Source organism: Myxococcus guangdongensis, assembly GCF_024198255.1.
In the GTDB taxonomy this organism is placed as follows: domain Bacteria; phylum Myxococcota; class Myxococcia; order Myxococcales; family Myxococcaceae; genus Myxococcus; species Myxococcus guangdongensis.
On sequence record NZ_JAJVKW010000005.1, the window covers coordinates 1 to 18,543 of the forward strand.

At 71.3% G+C, this 18,543-nt stretch carries 1 protein-coding gene; it reads right to left on the bottom strand.

Annotated features, from left to right (window positions below; all coding sequences use genetic code 11):
• Positions 1-18,523 (bottom strand): non-ribosomal peptide synthase/polyketide synthase (locus LXT21_RS16615; RefSeq protein WP_254039123.1); only part of this gene is annotated, 18,523 nt, incomplete at its 3' end.
• Between the last annotated feature and the right edge of the window lie 20 nt (positions 18,524-18,543).

Below are 18,543 nucleotides of genomic sequence, written 5' to 3' on the forward strand. Positions count from 1 at the left end.
TGAAGGCGAGGCGCTCAGCGGGGTAGTTGGGGTCGAGAGCGACGTAGAAGGCGCCGGCCTTGAGGGTGGCGAGGACGGCGACAGCCATGTCGAGGGACTTGTCGAGGCAGATGCCGACGGCGCTGCCGGGAGAGACCCCGAGTGCGAGCAGGTGGTGTGCGAGTTGATTCGCGCGTGCGTCGAGCGCGGAGTAGGTGAGCGAGTGAGTGCCGTCGGAGAGCGCGATGGCATCCGGCGTCCGGCGCACCTGTGCCTCCACGGGCCCGTGCATCGTGGTGGCCGCGTGCTCGTGGCGTGAGGTGTCGTTCCAGGCGACGAGCGTGCGCTGACGCTCCTCGGCGCCCAGGAGCGGGAGCTTCCAGAGGGACTGCCCCGGGTCACTCACGGCGGCGCGCAAGAGGTTCAGCAGGTGCGCGCTGAGACGCTCCGCGGTGCTCCGCTCGAACAGGTCCGTGTTGAACTCGAGCAGGCCGCCGATGTCGTCGCCGAAGTCACCGCAGAGCAGGGACAGGTCGAACTTGGCGGTGCCGCTGTCCACGTGCATCGGCCGGATGGCGCCCGCGTCCTCACCGTCCTTCGGTCCGGTCGCGCGCTGCGTGTTCTGCAGGGCGAACATCACCTGGAACAGCGGAGAGCGGCTCAAGTCGCGCTCGGGCTTCAGCTCATCGACGAGCTTCTCGAACGGCACGTCCTGGTGCGCGTAGGCGCCGAGCGTCGTCTCCTTCACCTGGGTGAGCAGCTCGCGGAAGGTCATTCCGGCGGACAGCCGCGCACGCAGGACGAGCGTGTTGACGAAGAACCCGACGATGCCTTCGACCTCCGCCTGCTGCCGGTTGGCGATGGGCGAGCCGACGACGATGTCGTCCTGTCCCGAGTAGCGCGCGAGCAACACCTGGAAGACGGACAGCAGCGCCATGAACGGCGTGACGCCCTCGCGCAGGCACAGGGCGCGCAGCTCCGCCGAGAGCTGGGCTCCCAGCTCGATGGGCAGCGTGGACCCGTTGGATGTCTGAACCGGCGGCCTGGGCCTGTCGGTGGGCAGCTCCAGCGCGTGCGGCGCACCCAGGAGCTGTTGTCTCCACCAACCCACCTGCTGGGCCAGCGCGTCGTCCCTCAGCCAACCACGCTGCCACGCGGCGTAGTCCGCGTACTGCAACTCCAGCGGAGCGAGCGGCGACGGCTGGCCCTGCGCGAACGCGCCGTAGAGCGTTCCAACCTCGCGGGTGAGGATGCCGTTGGACCAACCATCCGAGACGATGTGGTGGACCGTGACGAGCAGGATGTGTCGCTGCTCGGACAGCTGCAGCACGGAGGCGCGGAGCAGCGGTGCGTGGGCCAGGTCGAACGGCTTCTGCGCTTCAGTCTGGGCCTGTCGCAGGGCTTCGGCTTCCCGCTCGGACTCGGGCACGTGTTGCAGGTCCACGACGGGGACGGACAGCGTCACCTCGGAGTGGATGTGCTGCACGGCCTCGCCATCCGCCTGGACGTGGAAGGACGTGCGCAGGGCCTCGTGTCGCTGGACGAGCGTCCGCAGCGCACGCTCCAGCGCATCGAGGTTCACTCCTCCGTGGAGCTGAATGGCGGAGGGGATGTTGTAGAAGGGACTGCCCGGCTGGAGTCGATCCAGGAACCACAGTCGCTGCTGAGCGAAGGACAGCGGCAGCGGTCCCGTGCGAGGCACCGCCACGAGCGCCGGCTTCTCGTTCGTCGGCTCGGACTGCTTCTCGACCTCGATGCGTGCCGCGAGCGACGCGACCGTGGGCGCCTCGAAGAGAGCGCGCAGGGGCAGCTCGACCTGGAAGGCCTTGCGGATGCGGGAGACGACCTGTGTGGCGAGGAGGGAGTGGCCCCCCAGGGAGAAGAAGTCGTCGGAGACGCTGACGGAGTCGAGGTGGAGGACCTCGGCCCAGATGGAGGCGAGGAGCGTCTCGGTGGGGTTGCGAGGGGCGAGGAAGGAGTCGGAGGGCCCGGAGTCGGGAGCGGGGAGGGCCTTCCTGTCGAGCTTGCCGTGGGTGTTGAGAGGCAGAGCGTCCAGGGCGACGAAGGCCGAGGGCACCATGTACTCGGGGAGGTTGCGGAGCAGCTGGGTGCGGAGTGCGGAGGTGTCGACGTCAGCGGGGGTGACGTAGGCGACGAGGCGCTTGAGTCCGGGGACGTCCTCACGGACGAGTGCAGCGGCGTGGTGGACGGAAGGAAGGGCTTCGAGCGCGGCCTCGACTTCACCCAACTCAATGCGGAAGCCGCGCAGCTTCACCTGGAAGTCGATGCGGCCGAGGTACTCGAGGTGGCCGTGAGGCAGCCAGCGAGCCTTGTCGCCGGTGCGGTAGAGGCGAGAGCCGGGGATGTCGGAGAAGGGGTTGGGGATGAAGCGCTCAGCGGTGAGGTCCGGGCGAGCGAGGTAGCCGCGAGCGACACCGTCACCGCCGACGAAGAGCTCTCCAGGGACACCAATAGGAGCGGGCTGGAGGGAGGCGTCGAGGATGAAGGTGGAGACGTTGAGGAGAGGCGGGCCGAGAGCAGGGCGGGACGCGGAGGTAATGGGGAGGGCGGTGGCGTCGACGGTGGTTTCGGTGGGGCCGTAGACGTTGAAGGCGCGAAGGGAGGGCGAGGAGGAGAGAGTTGCCCAGAGGGAGTCGTCGATGGACTCACCGCCGATGAGGACGCGGAGTGGGCGAGGAGAAGAAGCGAGGCCCTCGTCGAGGAGGAGGCGGAGGTGGGAGGGGGCGCAGTCGAGGACGTCGAGGTGGTGACGCGCGAGCCAGGAGAGAAGGAGGGGGACGTCTTCGCGAGCGGCCTGGGGGACGAAGCAGAGGGCATGTCCGAGGGCGAGGAAGACGAGCTGCTTGACGGAGGCGTCGAAGGAGAGAGGGGCGTTGAGGGAGATGCGCAGAGGGCGCTGGACGTCGGAGTAGACGGAAGAAGAGAGGGCGTGGAGGAGATTCACCACGGAGGAGTGGTGGATGAGGACGCCCTTGGGCCTGCCAGTGGAGCCGGAGGTGTAGATGACGTAGGCGGCGTGGGAGGGCAGCGAGACGCGGGACGGATTGGAGTCCGGGAGCGCCGCGAGGGAGTCACGCAGTGAGGAGTCGTCGAGGCACAGGGGCGAGGAGACGCCGGTGTCGAGACGAGGCAGGAGGTGGGACTGGGTGAGGACGAAGGGAGCGCCGGAGTCCTGGAGCATGAAAGCCAGGCGCTCGCGGGGGTAGGCGGAGTCGAGAGGGACGTAGGCGGCGCCGGCCTTGAGGATGGCGAGGAGGGCGACGAGGGAGTCGACGGAGCGCTCGAGGCAGAAGGCGACACGGACTTCGGGCCCGACGCCACGAGAGCGCAGCAGGTGAGCGAGCTGATTGGCGCGCTGGTTGAGGGCGGAGAAGGAGAGGGAGGAGGAGTCGTCGAGGACGGCGAGGGAGTCAGGCGTGAGAGCGGCCTGTGCCTCGAAGAGCTCGTGGAATGCGCCCTTCCAGGGCAGCTCGCGACGCGTCGAGTTCCAGTCGACGAGCACACGGCGGCGCTCCTCGGCGGACAGCATCGGCAGCTCGCTCAATCGTGAATCCGGCGAGCCGAGCGCGGCCTCGAGCAGCGTTCCAAAGTGCTCCACCATCCGGACGATGGTGGCCTCCTCAAACAGGTCCGTGCGGTAGCCCAGTCCGCCCTCGAGTCCCTCGCCCAGCGTCAGGGTGAGGTCGAACTTCGCGCTCGGGGCGCCCGAATCGAACGCCTCCAGGCGCAGGGGGGCCTTGACCTCTCCCGTGCTTCCGCGCACCTCCATGCTCGACGTCGGCGCGTTCTGCAGAACGAGCATCACCTGGAACAGCGGCGAGTGGCTGAGTGTGCGGTGAGGATTGAGCTCCTCGACCAGCTTCTCGAAGGGCACATCCTGGTGCTCATAGGCGGACAGCGTGGTGCGCTTCACCCGCGTGAGCAGCTCACGGAAGCGCAGCGACGCGGGGACCTGCGTGCGCAGGACCAGCGTGTTGACGAAGAAGCCGATGAGGCCCTCGGTCTCCGCGCGCGTGCGACCCGCGATGGGCGAGCCCACGGCGATGTCGTCCTGTCCCGCGTAGCGAGACAGCACCACTTGCCACACGGCGAGCAGCGCCATGAAGGGCGTGATGCCCTCTTGCTGGCAGAAGGCCGCGAGCCGCTCCGCCACCGCGCGAGGCAGACGCACGGGGACCGTGGCCCCCCGGTTCGTCTGGACGGGAGGCCGAGCCTTATCGGTGGGGAGCTCCAGGAACGGCGGAGCGTCCGCGAGCTGCTGCCTCCAATACGCGAGCTGCCGCTCCAACGCCTCGTCACGCAGCCACGCGCGCTGCCACGCGGCGAAGTCCGCGTACTGGATGGGCAGGGGCTCCAACTGGGAAGCCCGCCCGTTGAGCTTCGCGGAGTAGAGCTCCGCCAGCTCGCGGAGCAGCACACCCATGGACCAACCATCCGACGCGATGTGGTGCACCGTCCCCACGAGCACGTGCCGCTCGGTCTCCAGCTTCAGCAGGAGCACGCGCAGCACGGGGCCACGCTCCAGGTCGAACGGGCGCGAGGCCTCCGCGCTCACCCGCCGGTGAGCCTCGTCGAGCCGGGTCGCCTCGGGATGCGACTGGAGGTCCACCTCGGCCATCTGGACCGGAGCGGAGGCGTGGATGTGCTGACGCGGGGCGCCCTCGCGCGTCACGAACGTGGTGCGCAGGGACTCGTGCCGGTCGACCAGCGCCGTGAAGGCCCCCTGGAGCGCCGTCACGTCGAGCGGCCCCTGCAGGAGCAGCGCGAGCGGGATGTTGTACGTCGAGCTGCCGGGCTCCAACTGGTCGATGAGCCACAGTCGCTGCTGGGCGAAGGACAGCGGGAGCTCGCCCGTGCGCGGCACCGGAACCAGCGCGGGCGTCTTCGTGCCCACGGACGTGCCCGAGGCCTCGGCGAGGCGGGCGGCGAGCGTGGCGACGGTGGGCGACTCGAAGAGCGCGCGCAGCGGCAGCTCCAGGTCGAGCGTCCTGCGCACGCGGGAGACCACCTGCGTGGCCAGCAGCGAATGCCCACCCAGGGAGAAGAAGTTGGCGGTGACGCTGACCCGGTCGAGCTGGAGGACCTCGGCCCAGATGGCGGCGAGGGCCGTCTCGAGCGCGTCACGTGGCGCGACGAAGAGCGTGTCCTCGGCGCTCTGCTCCGGAACGGGCAGGGCCTGCCGGTCGACCTTGCCGTTGGGCGTCAGCGGCAGGGCCTCCAGGGGCACGAAGACCGTGGGCAGCATGTACTCGGGCAGGTGCTCGCGCAGCGCGGCCACCAGGGCCACGCTGTCGACCGGTCCGGACACGAGGTAGGCGACGAGCCGGTGCTGGCCGGGCACGTCCTCGCGCACCAGGACGATGGCGTCGCGCACGCCCGGTTGAGTGCGGAGCGCGGTCTCGATTTCACCCAGCTCGATGCGCAGGCCGCGCAGCTTCACCTGGAAGTCGGTGCGGCCCAGGTACTCGAGCTGCCCCTCGGCGAGCCACCGCGCCCTGTCCCCCGTGCGATAGAGCCGCGCTCCAGGCGTGGAGGAGAACGGGTCGGGGATGAAGCGCTCCGCGGTGAGCGCGGGCCTGCCGAGATACCCGAGCGCCACCTGCGCGCCACCCAGGTAGAGCTCACCCGGAACACCGGCGGGCACGGGATGCAGCGCGCCGTCCAGGACGTAGGCCCGCGTGTTGGCGACCGGTCGGCCGATGGGGATGGAGGCCCCGGCCACGGGCTCGCCCACGACGGTGGACGTCGAGTCGATGGTGACTTCCGTGGGGCCGTAGAGGTTGACGAGCCTCGCGCCCGCGAGCTGCTCACGGACCCTCGACGCGAGCGACGAGGACAGCGCCTCGCCTCCGCAGAACAGCCACTTCAGCGACGTGACCCGAGACAGCGCGGGCTCATCCAGCGCGAAGCGCAGCAGGGACGGAACGAGCTGGAGGACGGTGATGCCATGCCGGACGACGGAGTCGAGCAGGAGCGCGGCATCACGGTGTGCGTCCTGGGGCGCGAGGACCAGCGGCGCGCCGACGAGCAGCGGCGCCCAGCACTCCCAGACCGACGCGTCGAAGGCCAGCGGCGTCTTGAGGAGGACCTTGTCCTGGGCCGTGAGCGGGAAGGCGCGGAGGAACCACGCCATGTGGTTGGCGAGGGCGCGGTGCGGGATGAGCACGCCCTTGGGCTGACCCGTGGAGCCGGAGGTGTAGATGACGTACGCCGGCGCTTCGGGCTCGTGCCGCGCGGAGAGCGGCTCGGCGGACTCACGCGCGAGGGCCTCCTGGTGCGCCGCGGAGTCCAGCCGCTCGGCCGTGACACCTTCGGGCAGCAGCCCGAGCAGGGACTCCTGGGTGAGCACCAGCCGAGCGCCGCTGTCGCGGAGCATGAAGGCCAGGCGCTCGCGCGGGTAGTCGGGTGAGAGCGGGAGGTACGCGGCGCCCGCCTTGAGGATGGCGAGCAGGGAGACGGGAAGCTCGGGCGTGCGGTGCGTGAGGAGGGCGACGAAGTCTCCCGGCTTCACGCCACGCGAGACCAGCCGTCGCGCGAGCTGGTTCGCGCGAGCCTCGAGCTGACGGTACGTGAGCGCTCCGTCATCGGAGAGGACCGCCACGGCCTCGGGCGTGAGCCGAGCCTGCTGCTCGACGAGCCGGTGGACGAACGGCTCCGTGGGAATGGTCCAACGCGTGTCATTCCAGTCGACCAGCACCTTCTGCTGCTCTTGCGCGGTGAGCAGCGCGTGGCCGGCGATGGGCGCCTCGGGACGCGAGACCAGGGACTCGACGAGCTGGGTGAAGTGGAGCGCGAGCCGCTCGATGGTGGCGTGCTCGAACAGGTCGGAGTTGTAGCCGAGCGAACCGGCATACCCGTCCGGCAGCTCCACGAGGTTGAGGTTGAGCTCGAACTTGGACGTGGTGTCGTCGATGTCGACCGGGCTGAGCGTCAGCTCCTGCTTCTGGATGGCGGAGGCCGGCGTGTTCTGCAGCGAGAAGAGGACCTGGAACAGCGGGCTGCGGCTCAGGTCTCGAGCGGGCTGGAGCACCTCCACCAGTCGCTCGAACGGCACGTCCTGATGCGCGTAGGCGCCGAGCGCGGACTCCTTCACCTGCTTGACCAGGCTCTGGAACGACGTTTGCCCATCGATGCGCGCGCGGAAGACGAGCGTGTTGACGAAGAAGCCGATGAGGCCCTCCACCTCTGCGCGCTGACGGCCGGCGATGGGAGAGCCGACGGTGACGTCGTCCTGGCCCGAGTAACGCGAGAGCAGCACCTGCCACGCGGCGAGCAGCACCATGAAGGGCGTGGCGCCCTCTCGCTGGCACAGCTCCGCGAGCTTCTTCGCCGTGGTGGCCGGCAGGAAGACGCCGACGTTGCCACCGCGCGAGGACATGACCAGCGGCCGCGACTTGTCCGTGGGCAGGTCCAGGGCCGTGACGCCGGAGAGCTGACGGCGCCAGTAGGAGAGCTGCCCCTCCAGCACGTCGCCCTGGAGCCAGGCGCGCTGCCAGATGGCGTAGTCGGCGTACTGGAGCGTGAGCGGCGGCAGCGGTGACGGCTTGCCGTGCGCGAAGGCGTCGTAGAGGGCGGCGACCTCCTGGACGAGCACGCCCATGGACCAACCGTCGGAGACGATGTGGTGCATGTTGAGCGCGAGCACGTGCTCGGTGGGCGACAGGGCCAGGAGCTGGGCGCGGATGAGCGGCCCGGTGGACAGGTTGAAGGGACGGGCGAGCTCCTCGAGGAGCAGGCGCTTCACCTCTTCGTGCGCCCGCGTGGGCTCCAGGGCGTTCAGGTCCACTCGCGTCAGCGGCAGCTCGCCGTGCGGCGCGATGCGCTGGAAGGGCTGGTCGTCCTGCTGGAAGAAGGTGGTGCGCAGCGCCTCGTGGCGCCGGACCAGCTCGTCGAAGGCGCGCTGGAGCGCCGCCGCGTCGAGCGGGCCCTCCAGTCGGACGAACGAGGGCATGTGATACGCGGCGCCGCCGGGCTGGAACTGGTCGATGAACCAGAGGCGCAGCTGCGCGAAGGACAGCGGCACCGCGCCGTCACGCGGCATGGCCACGAGGGGCGGCGCCCGACCTGCTCCGGGCGTCTCGTCCTCGATGCGGGCGGCGAGGTCGGCCACCGTCGGCGCCTCGAAGAGCGCGCGCAACGGCAGCTCGAGCTCGAACGCCGAGCGGACGCGCGAGATGACCTGCGTGGCCAGCAGCGAGTGCCCACCGAGCGCGAAGAAGTTGTCGGTGATGCTCACCCGCGGCAGGTGCAGCACGTTGGAGAAGATCTCCGCGAGCTTCTCCTCCCGGGGCGTCCGGGGCGCGACGAACGTCGCCTCGCGCGCCTGCTCATTCACGTCCGGCGCGGGCAACTGGCGCCGCGCCACCTTGCCGCTCGGCGTGAGCGGGAGCGCCTCCAGCGTGACGAACGCCGAGGGCACCATGTACTCGGGCAGGCGCTGGAGCAGCGTGGCCCTCAGGGCCTCGAGGCCCGGCGGCGCGGACTCGGCCGCGGGCACCAGGTAACCCACGAGGCGCTTGAGGCCGGGCACGTCCTCGCGGACCGTGGCGGCGGCATCGCGGATGCCCGGGAGGGCACGCAGCGCGGACTCGACCTCGCCCAACTCGACGCGGAAGCCGCGCAGCTTCACCTGACCATCCAGGCGACCGAGGAACTCGACGGTGCCGTCCGCCTTCCACCGCGCGGAGTCGCCCGTGCGATACAGCCGCGCGCCCGGCGTGGGGCTGAACGGATGGGGGACGAACTTCTCCGCCGTCAGCTCGGGACGACCCGCGTATCCCAACGCGAGGTGGGCGCCCCCGATGAACAGCTCGCCAGGAACCCCCACGGGCGTCGGCTGGCCGAGCGTGTCCAACACGTAGAGCTGCGTGTGCGGCAGCGGGCCGCCGATGGACGGCAGCCGGGGCCAGGACGCGGGAGGGCCCTGGAGCCGGAACGCGGAGACGACGTGCGTCTCCGACGGGCCGTACTGGTTCTCCAGGATGGAGCCCGGGAGCTTCTCGAAGAACGCCACCAGCGCGGGCGTCACCTGGAGCTGCTCACCGGCGGTGACGACTTCGCGCAGCGCGCGCGGAAGCGTGGCGCCGTGCGCGACGGCGTCCGAGATGGCCTGCAGCGCGACGAAGGGGAGGAAGAGCCGCGCGACGCCCTGCCGGTGCATGAAGTCGAGCAGCGCGGGGATGTCCTGACGCAGTCCTCCCGTGGGGAGCACCAGCGTGCCGCCGGCCCACCACGTCGAGAAGAGCTCCTGGCAGGAGACGTCGAAGCTGAGCGACGCGAACTGGAGCGTGGTCGCCGAGGGCACCGGCGACTGGCTCAGCTGCCACGTCAACAGGTGGCTCAGCGCGCGGTGCGGCAGCGCCACGCCCTTGGGCCTGCCCGTGGAGCCCGACGTGTAGATGACGTAGGCGGGGGACTCCGGCGAGACGAAGACCTCCGGGGCGCGCGTGGAACGGGTGGCCAGGTCCTGGGCCTCCTCATCCAGCAGCACGAGCTTCGCGCGTGACGCGGGCACCGAGGCGCGCAGGGAGGAGTGCGACAGGACGACGGGCGTCGCCGAGTCCTCGAGCATGAAGGCCAGGCGCTCGGCGGGGTAGTTCGGGTCCAACGGCAGGTAGGACGCACCGGCCTTGAGCGACGCCAGCACCGCGATGGCCATGTCGAGCGACTTGTCCAGGCAGATGCCCACGGGCACGCCCGCCTCGACGCCGAGCGCGAGCAGCCGGTGCGCGAGCTGATTGGCGCGGGCCTCGAGCTGCGCGTAGGTGAGCGAGTTCGCTCCGTCGGTGACGGCGATGACGTCCGGCGTGAGCCCGGCCCGCGCGCTCACGGGCACGTGGATGGGCGTGGCCGTGTGCGGCCCCTTCGCGGTGCTGTTCCAGTCCACCAGGAGCCGGCCGCGCTCCTCCTCGGCCAGCAGCGGGGCGCTCCAGATGGACTGCTCGGGGGCGTCCACGATGGACGCGAGCAGCCGCGTCCAGTGCGCCCGCATCCGCTCCGCCGTGCTCCGGTCGAACAGGTCCGTGTTGAACTCGAGCATGCCTCCGATGTCGTTCCCGGAGTCGAACAGGAGCAGGGACACGTCGAACTTGGCGGTGCCGCTGTCCACGTCCAGCGTGTCGGAGTCGCCTCCGTCGCCGCTGGTGCGCTCGTAGGTCTGGAGCGCGAGCAGGGCCTGGAAGAGCGGCGAGCGGCTCAGGTCGCGCTCGGGACGCAGCTCCTCCACCAGCTTCTCGAAGGGTACGTCCTGATGGGCATAGGCCCCCAGGGTCGTGTCACGCACCTGCTTCAACAGCTCGCGGAAGCTCAAGCCAGGAGTGAGCCGGGCGCGCAGGGCGAGCGTGTTGACGAAGAACCCGACGATGCCCTCCACCTCGGACTGGTGCCGGTTGGCGATGGGCGAGCCGACGACGATGTCGTCCTGTCCGGAGTAGCGGGCGAGCAGCACCTGGAAGGAGGCCAGCAGCGCCATGAACGGCGTGACGCCCTCGCGCTTGCACATCGCCTGGAGCCGCGCGGTGAGCTCGCGTCCGAGGCGCACGTTGAGCGTGGAGCCGTTCGCCGTCTGCACGGGCGGCCGGGGCCTGTCCGTGGGCAGCTCCAGCACGCGCGGCGCGCCCTCCAACTGCGCCCGCCACCACTCGACCTGCCGCGCGAGCACCTCGCCCTGCAGCCAGCCTCGCTGCCACACGGCGTAGTCCGCGTACTGGTACGTCAGCGGCGGCAGCGGCGAGGGCTGCCCGCGCGCGAAGGCGTCGTAGAGCACGCCAATCTCACGCGAGACGACGCCGTTGGACCACGCGTCGGAGATGATGTGGTGCTGGGTGACGAGCAGCACGTGGCGCTCGGCGGACAGGCGCAGCACCGAGGCGCGGATGAGGGGCGCCTGTCCCAGGTCGAAGGGCTTCTGGGCTTCGGCCGCGGCCAGCTCCACCGCACGGGCCTCGCGCTCCGCTTCGGGAAGCGCGCTCAGGTCCACGACGGGCAGGCGCAGCTCCGCGTGCTCGTGGATGCGCTGGAAGGGCACGCCGTCCGGCTGCACGTGGAAGCTGGTGCGCAGGGCCTCGTGTCGCCGCACGAGCGCCTGGATGCCCTTCTCCAGCGCGTCCAGGTTCAACGCTCCGTCGAGCGGGAGCGCGGACGGGACGTTGTAGAACGGGCTGTCGGGCTGGAACCGGTCCAGGAACCACAGGCGCTGCTGCGCGAAGGACAACGGCAGCGGGCTGCCATCCCTCGGCACCAGGACCAGCGGCGGCCGCACCGGGCCCTTGCCCGCGAGCGACATCGCGTCGAGGCGCGCGGCCAGGGTCTCGATGGTGGGCGCCTCGAACAGCTCCCGCAGCGCGAGCTCCGCCTGGAAGGCCGTGCGGATGCGCGACACGAGCTGCGTGGCCAGCAGCGAGTGTCCTCCCAGCGCGAAGAAGTCGTCGGTGACGCCGATGCGCGGGACACGGAGGATCTGCATCCAGAGCGTGGCGAGCCGCTCCTCGGTGGGCGTGCGCGGCGCGACGAGCTCGGCGGCGGACGTCGGCGTGAGGACGGCCTCGGGCGGAGGCAGCGCCTTGCGGTCCACCTTCCCGTTCGCGGTGAGCGGGAACGCCTCGAGCCGCAGCAGGGACGACGGCACCATGAACTCGGGCAGTCGCGACTTGAGGAAGGCCCGGAGGGTGACGGCGTCGAGCTCGTCCGAGATGAAGTAGCCGACGAGGCGCTTGTCGCCGGGGACGTCCTCGCGGGCGATGGCCACGGCCTCACGCACGGAGGGATGGGAGAGCAGCCCCGCTTCGACCTCGGACAGCTCGATGCGGAAGCCGCGGACCTTGACCTGCGCATCCGCGCGGCCGACGAAGTCCAGCGCGCCGTCCTGCCGCCAGCGCACGAGGTCGCCGGAGCGGTAGAGCCGCGCTCCGGGCACGGAGGAGAACGGGTCCGGAACGAAGCGCTCCGCCGTGAAGGCGGGCTGGCCGACGTAGCCTCGCGCGAGGCCATCACCGCCGATGAACAGCTCGCCCGTCACGCCGACGGGCACCGGCTGCAGCGACCCGTCGAGGACGCGCACGTGCGTGCCGTTCGTCGGACGGCCGATGGGCATGGAGACGCCGACGTCGTCGGGGCTCGTGACGGTGAAGGTCGTGGCGACGACGGTGATTTCGGTGGGGCCGTAGCAGTTGGTGACCTGGATGCCCCAGTCCGCCGCGGCGCGGCGCGCGTTCAGCGCGGAGACGACGTCGCCACCGGTGAGGATGCGCTGGAGGGAGGCGGGCGCGGTGAGGCGGCTCTCGACGAGCTGCGAGAACAGGCCGCTGGTGGCCCAGAGCGTGGTGACGCCGTGGCGGGCGACGGTCTGGAACAGCTCCTCGAGCGACGGCGTCTGCGGCGGCAGGAGGGCCAGCCGCGCGCCGTGCAGCAGCGCGCCCCAGATTTCGAACGTGGAGGCGTCGAAGGAGATGGGGGCGAGCATCAGGTGCGTCTGCTCGGGCCCGAAGCGCGTGTAGTCGATGCCGATGAGCGTGTGGATGACGCCGCGATGGGTGCAGGCGACACCCTTGGGCCTGCCCGTGGAGCCGGACGTGAAGTCGATGTAGGCCAGCGAATGTGGCAGCGCGGCCGGCGTGAGCGGCGTGGTGTCGAGGAGGTCCAGCGGGGCTTCCTCGAGCAGCACGCACGTGAGCCCTTCGGCGGGGAGCCGGGCGCGCAGCGCGCTCGAGGTGACGAGGGCGTCGGGCCGCGCGTCCTCGAGCATGGAGACCAGGCGCTCACGCGGATAGGACGTGTCGAGCGGGACGTAGGCGGCGCCGGCCTTGAGGATGGCGACCAGGGCGACGATGAGCTCGGGCGAGCGCTCCAGCGAGACGGCGACGCGGCAGTCGGTGGTGACGCCGAGCGAGCGCAGGTGCCGGGCGAGCTGGTTCGAGCGCTCGTCGAGCTGCCGGTAGGTGACGGTGGTGTCGCCGAAGAGGAGCGCGGTGGCGTCGGGTCGCTCGGCGGCCACGCGGCAGAAGACCTCCGGAAGCGTGGCGTCCGCCGGGACACGGGCGGGCGTGGAGGCCCAGTCGATGAGGAGCCGACGGGACTCCTCCTCCGGCAGCATGGAGAGCGAGGCCAGGGGCGCGTCGGGCCTGGCGACGACGGCCTCGACGAGCACCTCGAAGTGCCGCGCCATGCGCGCGATGGTGGCGTGCTCGAACAGGTCCGTGTTGTAGGTCAGCGCGCCGAGGAACCCCTCGGGCCCGTCCACGAAGTTCATCTCCAGCTCGAACTTGATGACGGTGTCCTTCACCTCCACCGGCTCGAGCGCCGCGTCCTGCTTCTGGGCGGACGTGCCGGGCGTGTTCTGGAGCGCGAAGAGGACCTGGAACAGCGGGCTGCGGCTCAAGTCACGGCGGACCTGGAGCTCCTCGACGAGCCGCTCGAAGGGGACGTCCTGGTGCGCGTACGCGCCGAGCGCGTTCTCCTTCACCTGCCTGAGCAGCGCCAGGAAGGACGCCCGCGCGTCGACGCGCGCGCGGAAGACGAGCGTGTTGACGAAGAAGCCGATGAGGCCCTCGAGCTCCGCGCGCTGACGGCCCGCGATGGGAGAGCCGACGGCGATGTCGTCCTGGCCCGTGTGCCGGGAGAGCAGCAACTGCCACGCGGCGAGCAGCGCCATGAACGGCGTGGTCCCCTCGCGGTTGCAGAGCGTCTTCAGGCGCCGGGAGACCTCCGGCTTCAAGGTGAGGGGCGCCTGCGCTCCGCGGAACGTCTGCACCGGAGGCCGGGGCTTGTCGATGGGCAGGTCCAGCGGCGGCACTCCGCCCAGGCGTCCCCGCCACCACGCGAGCTGCTGCTCCAGCACCTCGCCCTTCAGCCAGTCCCGCTGCCACACGGCATAGTCGGCGTACTGGAGGGCCAGCGGGGGCAGCGGCGACGGCATCCCGAGCGCGAACGCGCCGTAGAGCGCGCCGACCTCCTGGACGAGCACGCCCATGGACCAACCGTCGGAGACGATGTGGTGCATGTTGAGCGCGAGGATGCGCTCCGTCGGCGTCAGCTCCAGCACCAGCGCGCGCACCAGCGGCCCGGTGGAGAGGTTGAAGGGGCGCAGGTACTCCTCGTGGAGCAGGCGCTCCACCTCCTGGCGCTTCGCCTCGGGCTCCAGGTCCTTCAGGTCCACGTGCGTGACTGGCAGCTCGCCTTGCGGCGCGATGAGCTGGAAGGGCTCGTCGTTCTGCTGGAGGAACGTGGTGCGCAGCGCCTCGTGACGTCGCACCAGCTCGTCGAAGGCGCGCTGGAGCGCGGCGCGGTCCAGCGGTCCGTCCAACCGGACGAAGGACGGCATGTTGTACGTCGCGGTGCCGGGCTGGAGCTGGTCGAGGAACCACAGGCGCTGCTGCGCGAAGGACAAGGGCAGGGGCCCGGTGCGCGGCACGGGGACGAGCGGAGGCGGCTGACGCTTGCCCGACATCAGCAGCATCGTGTCGATCTGCGCCGCGAGCGCCGCGACGGTGGGCGCGCCGAAGACGGTGCGAAGCGGCAGCTCCACGCCGAGCGCGGAGCGCACGCGTGACACCACCTGCGTGGCGAGCAGGGAGTGTCCCCCGAGCGCGAAGAAGTTGTCGGTGACGCTCACGCGCGGCACGTGCAGCACGTCCGCGAAGAGCGTCGCGAGCCTCTCCTCCAGCGGCGTGCGCGGCGGGGCGAAGGCGACGCCGTTGCGCAGGCTCTCCGCGTCCGGCGCGGGCAGCCGCTTGCGCGCGAGCTTGCCGCTGGGCATCAGCGGGAGCGCCTCCAGCGCGACGAACGCGCTGGGCACCATGTACTCGGGCAGCCGCTCCTGCAGGAAGTCCCGGAGGGCCTCGAGGTCGGGCGCCGCGTCCGAGGCGGAGACGACGTAGCCGACGAGCCGCCGGTCCCCCGGGACGTCCTCACGCACCACCACGGCCGCGTCGCGCAGCCCCGGCGCGGCGCGCAGCACCGTCTCCACTTCGCCCAGCTCGATGCGGAAGCCGCGCAGCTTCACCTGCGAGTCCAGGCGGCCCAGGAAGTCGAGCGTCCCATCCGAGCGCCAGCGCGCGGCGTCGCCCGTGCGGTACAGCCGCGCGCCCGGCGTCCGGGAGAACGGGTCCGGCACGAAGCTGCGCGCGGTGACGTCCGCCTTCCGCTGATAGCCATGCGCCAGGTGCTCACCGCCGACGTACACCTCACCGGCGACGCCCACGGGCACCGGGTGCCCCAGCGCGTCCAGCAGGTAGATGCGCGTGTGGCCCACGGGGCTTCCGACGGACGGCAGCGCGGGCCAGGACGCGGGCTCGCCGCGCAGGCGGAACGCGGTGACGACGTGGGCCTCGGAGGGGCCGTACTGGTTCTCCAGGGCGCAGCCGGGCAGCTTCTCGAAGAAGGCCGTGACGCTGGCGCTCACCTGCAGCTGCTCGCCGGCGGTGACGACCTCGCGCAGCGCGCGCGGAAGCGTGGCGCCGTGCGCGACGGCGTCCGCCATGGCCTGCAGCGCGACGAACGGGAGGAAGAGCCGCGCGACGCCCTGCTGGTGCATGAAGTCGAGCAGCGCGGGGATGTCCTGGCGCAGCGTGTCCGTGGGCAGCGCGACGGCGCCGCCCGTCCACCAGGTGGAGAAGAGCTCCTGCACGGAGACGTCGAAGTTGAGCGAGGCGAACTGGAGCGTCGTGGCCCCGGGCAGCGCCGACTGGCGCACCTGCCACGTCAGCAGCGAGCTCAGCGCGCGGTGGGGCATGACGATGCCCTTGGGCAGGCCCGTGCTGCCGGAGGTGTAGATGACGTAGACGGTGGCCTCCACCGGGACGTCGATGCCGGGCGCGTGGCGCGGCTGCTGTCCGAGCGCTTGCGCCTCGTCATCCAGCGTGATGACGCGGGTGGACTCCAGGAAGGGCAGGGCGGACTTCAGGCTCGAGTGCGTGAGCACCACGGGCGCGCGGGTGTCCGCGAGCATGTAGGCCAGGCGCTCGGAGGGATAGGTGGGGTCGAGCGCCAGGTAGTTGGCCCCGGCCTTGAGCGTGGCCAGGACGGCGACCGCCATGTCGAGCGACTTCTCCAGGCAGATGCCGACGGTGCTCCCCGTCGCGACGCCGCGCGCGCGCAGGTGCCAGGCGAGCTGGTTGGCCCGCGTGTCCAGCTCCGCGTACGTGAGCGCGTGGGTGCCATCGGTGATGGCGACGGCATCGGGCGTGCGCCGGGCCTGCGCCTCCACGGGGACGTGGATGGGCGAGGGCGTGAAGTCGTCCCTCGACGTGTCGTTCCAGTCGACGAGCAGCTGCTGGCGCTCGGCGTCCTCCAGCAGGGGCAGCCGGTAGACGGACTGGCCCGGCTCGCGGACGGCGGCCTCCAACAGGCGCACCAGCCGCGTGGCCATGCGCTGGATGGTGGCCGTGTCGAAGAGGTCCAGGTTGTATTCGAACACCGCGTGGAACGCGGTGCCGTCATCGGACATCAGCAGCGTCAGGTCGAACTTCGAGGTGCCGCTGATGGCGTCCAGCGGGCGGACCTTCAGCGGGGAGCTTCCGTCATCCTGGCCCACCGCCTTCGGCGTGTTGAGCAGCGCGAGCATCACCTGGAACAACGGCGTGCGGCTCTGGTCCCGCTCCGGACGCAGCTCGTCCACCAGCTTCTCGAACGGGACGTCCTGGTGTGCGTACGCGCCCAGCGTCGTCTCACGCACCTGGAGCAGCAGCTCACGGAACGTCATGCCCTGCTTGAAGCGGGCGCGCAGCGCGAGCGTGTTGGCGAAGAAGCCGATGAGGCCTTCCAGGTCCGCCCGCGTGCGGTTGGCGATGGGCGAGCCGACGATGATGTCGTCCTGGCCGGAGTAGCGCGCCAGCAGCGTCTGGAACGCGGCGAGCAGCACCATGAAGGGCGTGACTCCCTCTTCGCGGCACAGCGCGTAGACGGCTGGGGCCAGCGCCTCCGGGAGGTCCACGCGCAGCATGTCGCCGCGCAGGGACTGGATGGGCGGGCGGGGCCTGTCGGTGGGCAGCTCCAGCGCGTGCGGCGCGTCGGCGAGCTGCGTGCGCCAGTACGCCAGCTGCGACTCGAGCACGTCCCCCGTCAACCACCCGCGCTGCCACACGGAGAAGTCCGCGTACTGCACGGGCAGCTCGGGCAGCGGCGTCGGCCGGCCCTGCGCGAAGGCCTGGTAGAGCGCGGGGACCTCCTGCGTGAGCACGCCGATGGACCAGCCATCCGAGATGCTGTGGTGGATGACCATGAGCAGCACGTGCTCGTGCGCATCCAGCTTCAGCAGCGTCGCGCGGAGCAGCGGCCCCTCGGCCAGGTCGAACGGCGTGCGCGCGGCCTGGTCCGCCAGTCGCTGGGCCTCCGCGTCGCGCGCCTCCGGGGACAGCGCGCGCAAGTCGACGACCGGGATGCTGAACGGCGAAGGCGGAGCGACGGCCTGCACGGGGCCTTCCGGCAACGCGCGGAACGTGGTGCGCAGCGTCTGGTGGCGCCGCGCCAGCTCCGTGAAGGCGCGCTCCAGCAGCGCGTGCTCCAGCGGCCCGGTGAAGCGCAGGCCGTAGAACATGTTGTACGCGGGGCTGCCCGGCTGGAGCTGATCCAGGAACCACAGCCGCTGCTGCGCGTAGGACAGCGGCGCGCCGTCACCATGCCCCGTGGGGATGGGCCCCTCGCCCGCGCGGGCGGACTCGAAGAGTCGCGCGGCGAGCGCCTTCGCGTGTGGCTCGCGCAGCAGCGTGTAGCCGTCACCCGGCGTCACCTCCAGCCGCGAGCCCTCCTCCGCGAGCACCGCCCAGCCCCGGTCCTGCCCGGTGTCACCCTCGTCAGCGGCCTCGGCGGCGCGGACCACGCGCGCGGAGCCAGGGAAGGGCTCCGGCGTGTAGCGGCGGGCGGCGCGCAGGTGCGCGGAGAAGACCTTGAAGCGCGCGCGCAGCCCCTCGATGGACGCGTCCCCGGACAGCAGGCCGGCGCCAGCGCCGTGCGCGTGGAGGTGCGCGAGCAGGGGCTCCGGGTCCTTGCCCGTGGTGAGCGCGGCGGGCAGCTCCAGCGGAGGCAGGCCCGCCTGGAGCGCCAGGTCCTTCGCGAACAGGGCCGCATGGGCCGCGAGCGCGGTGGCGGACACGCTCCGGTCGGGCGAGGCGGGGGGCGGCTCGAGCAACGTGAGCCGCGCGGCGTGCCCGTCGCGCTGGAGCAGGCGCGCCATCTCCCACGCGATGACGGCGCCCAGCGCCCAGCCCGCGAGGTGGTAGGGGCCCTCGGGCCGCTCGGCGCGCAGCGCCTCCACGTAGAAGACGGCCATCGCCTCCAGCGACTCCAGCGGGGCGCGGCCGTCGGTGAGGCCTCGCGCCTGGAAGCCCAGCACGGGCTGGGACGCGGGCGCGTGCCCGGCGAGCGCGGCGTAGGCATCCAGCCGGCCGTCCAGCGGATGCACCAGGTACAGCGGCGGAGTCTTGTCGTCACCCGCGCGCAGGACCACCAGCGGCGAGCCGGAGGTGGCCAGGGGGGCGTCGGATGGGGTGACGGGGCCGACGGACGTCGGAGAGTCGATGCGCGTGCTCACGGATACTCCAGTCAATGCAT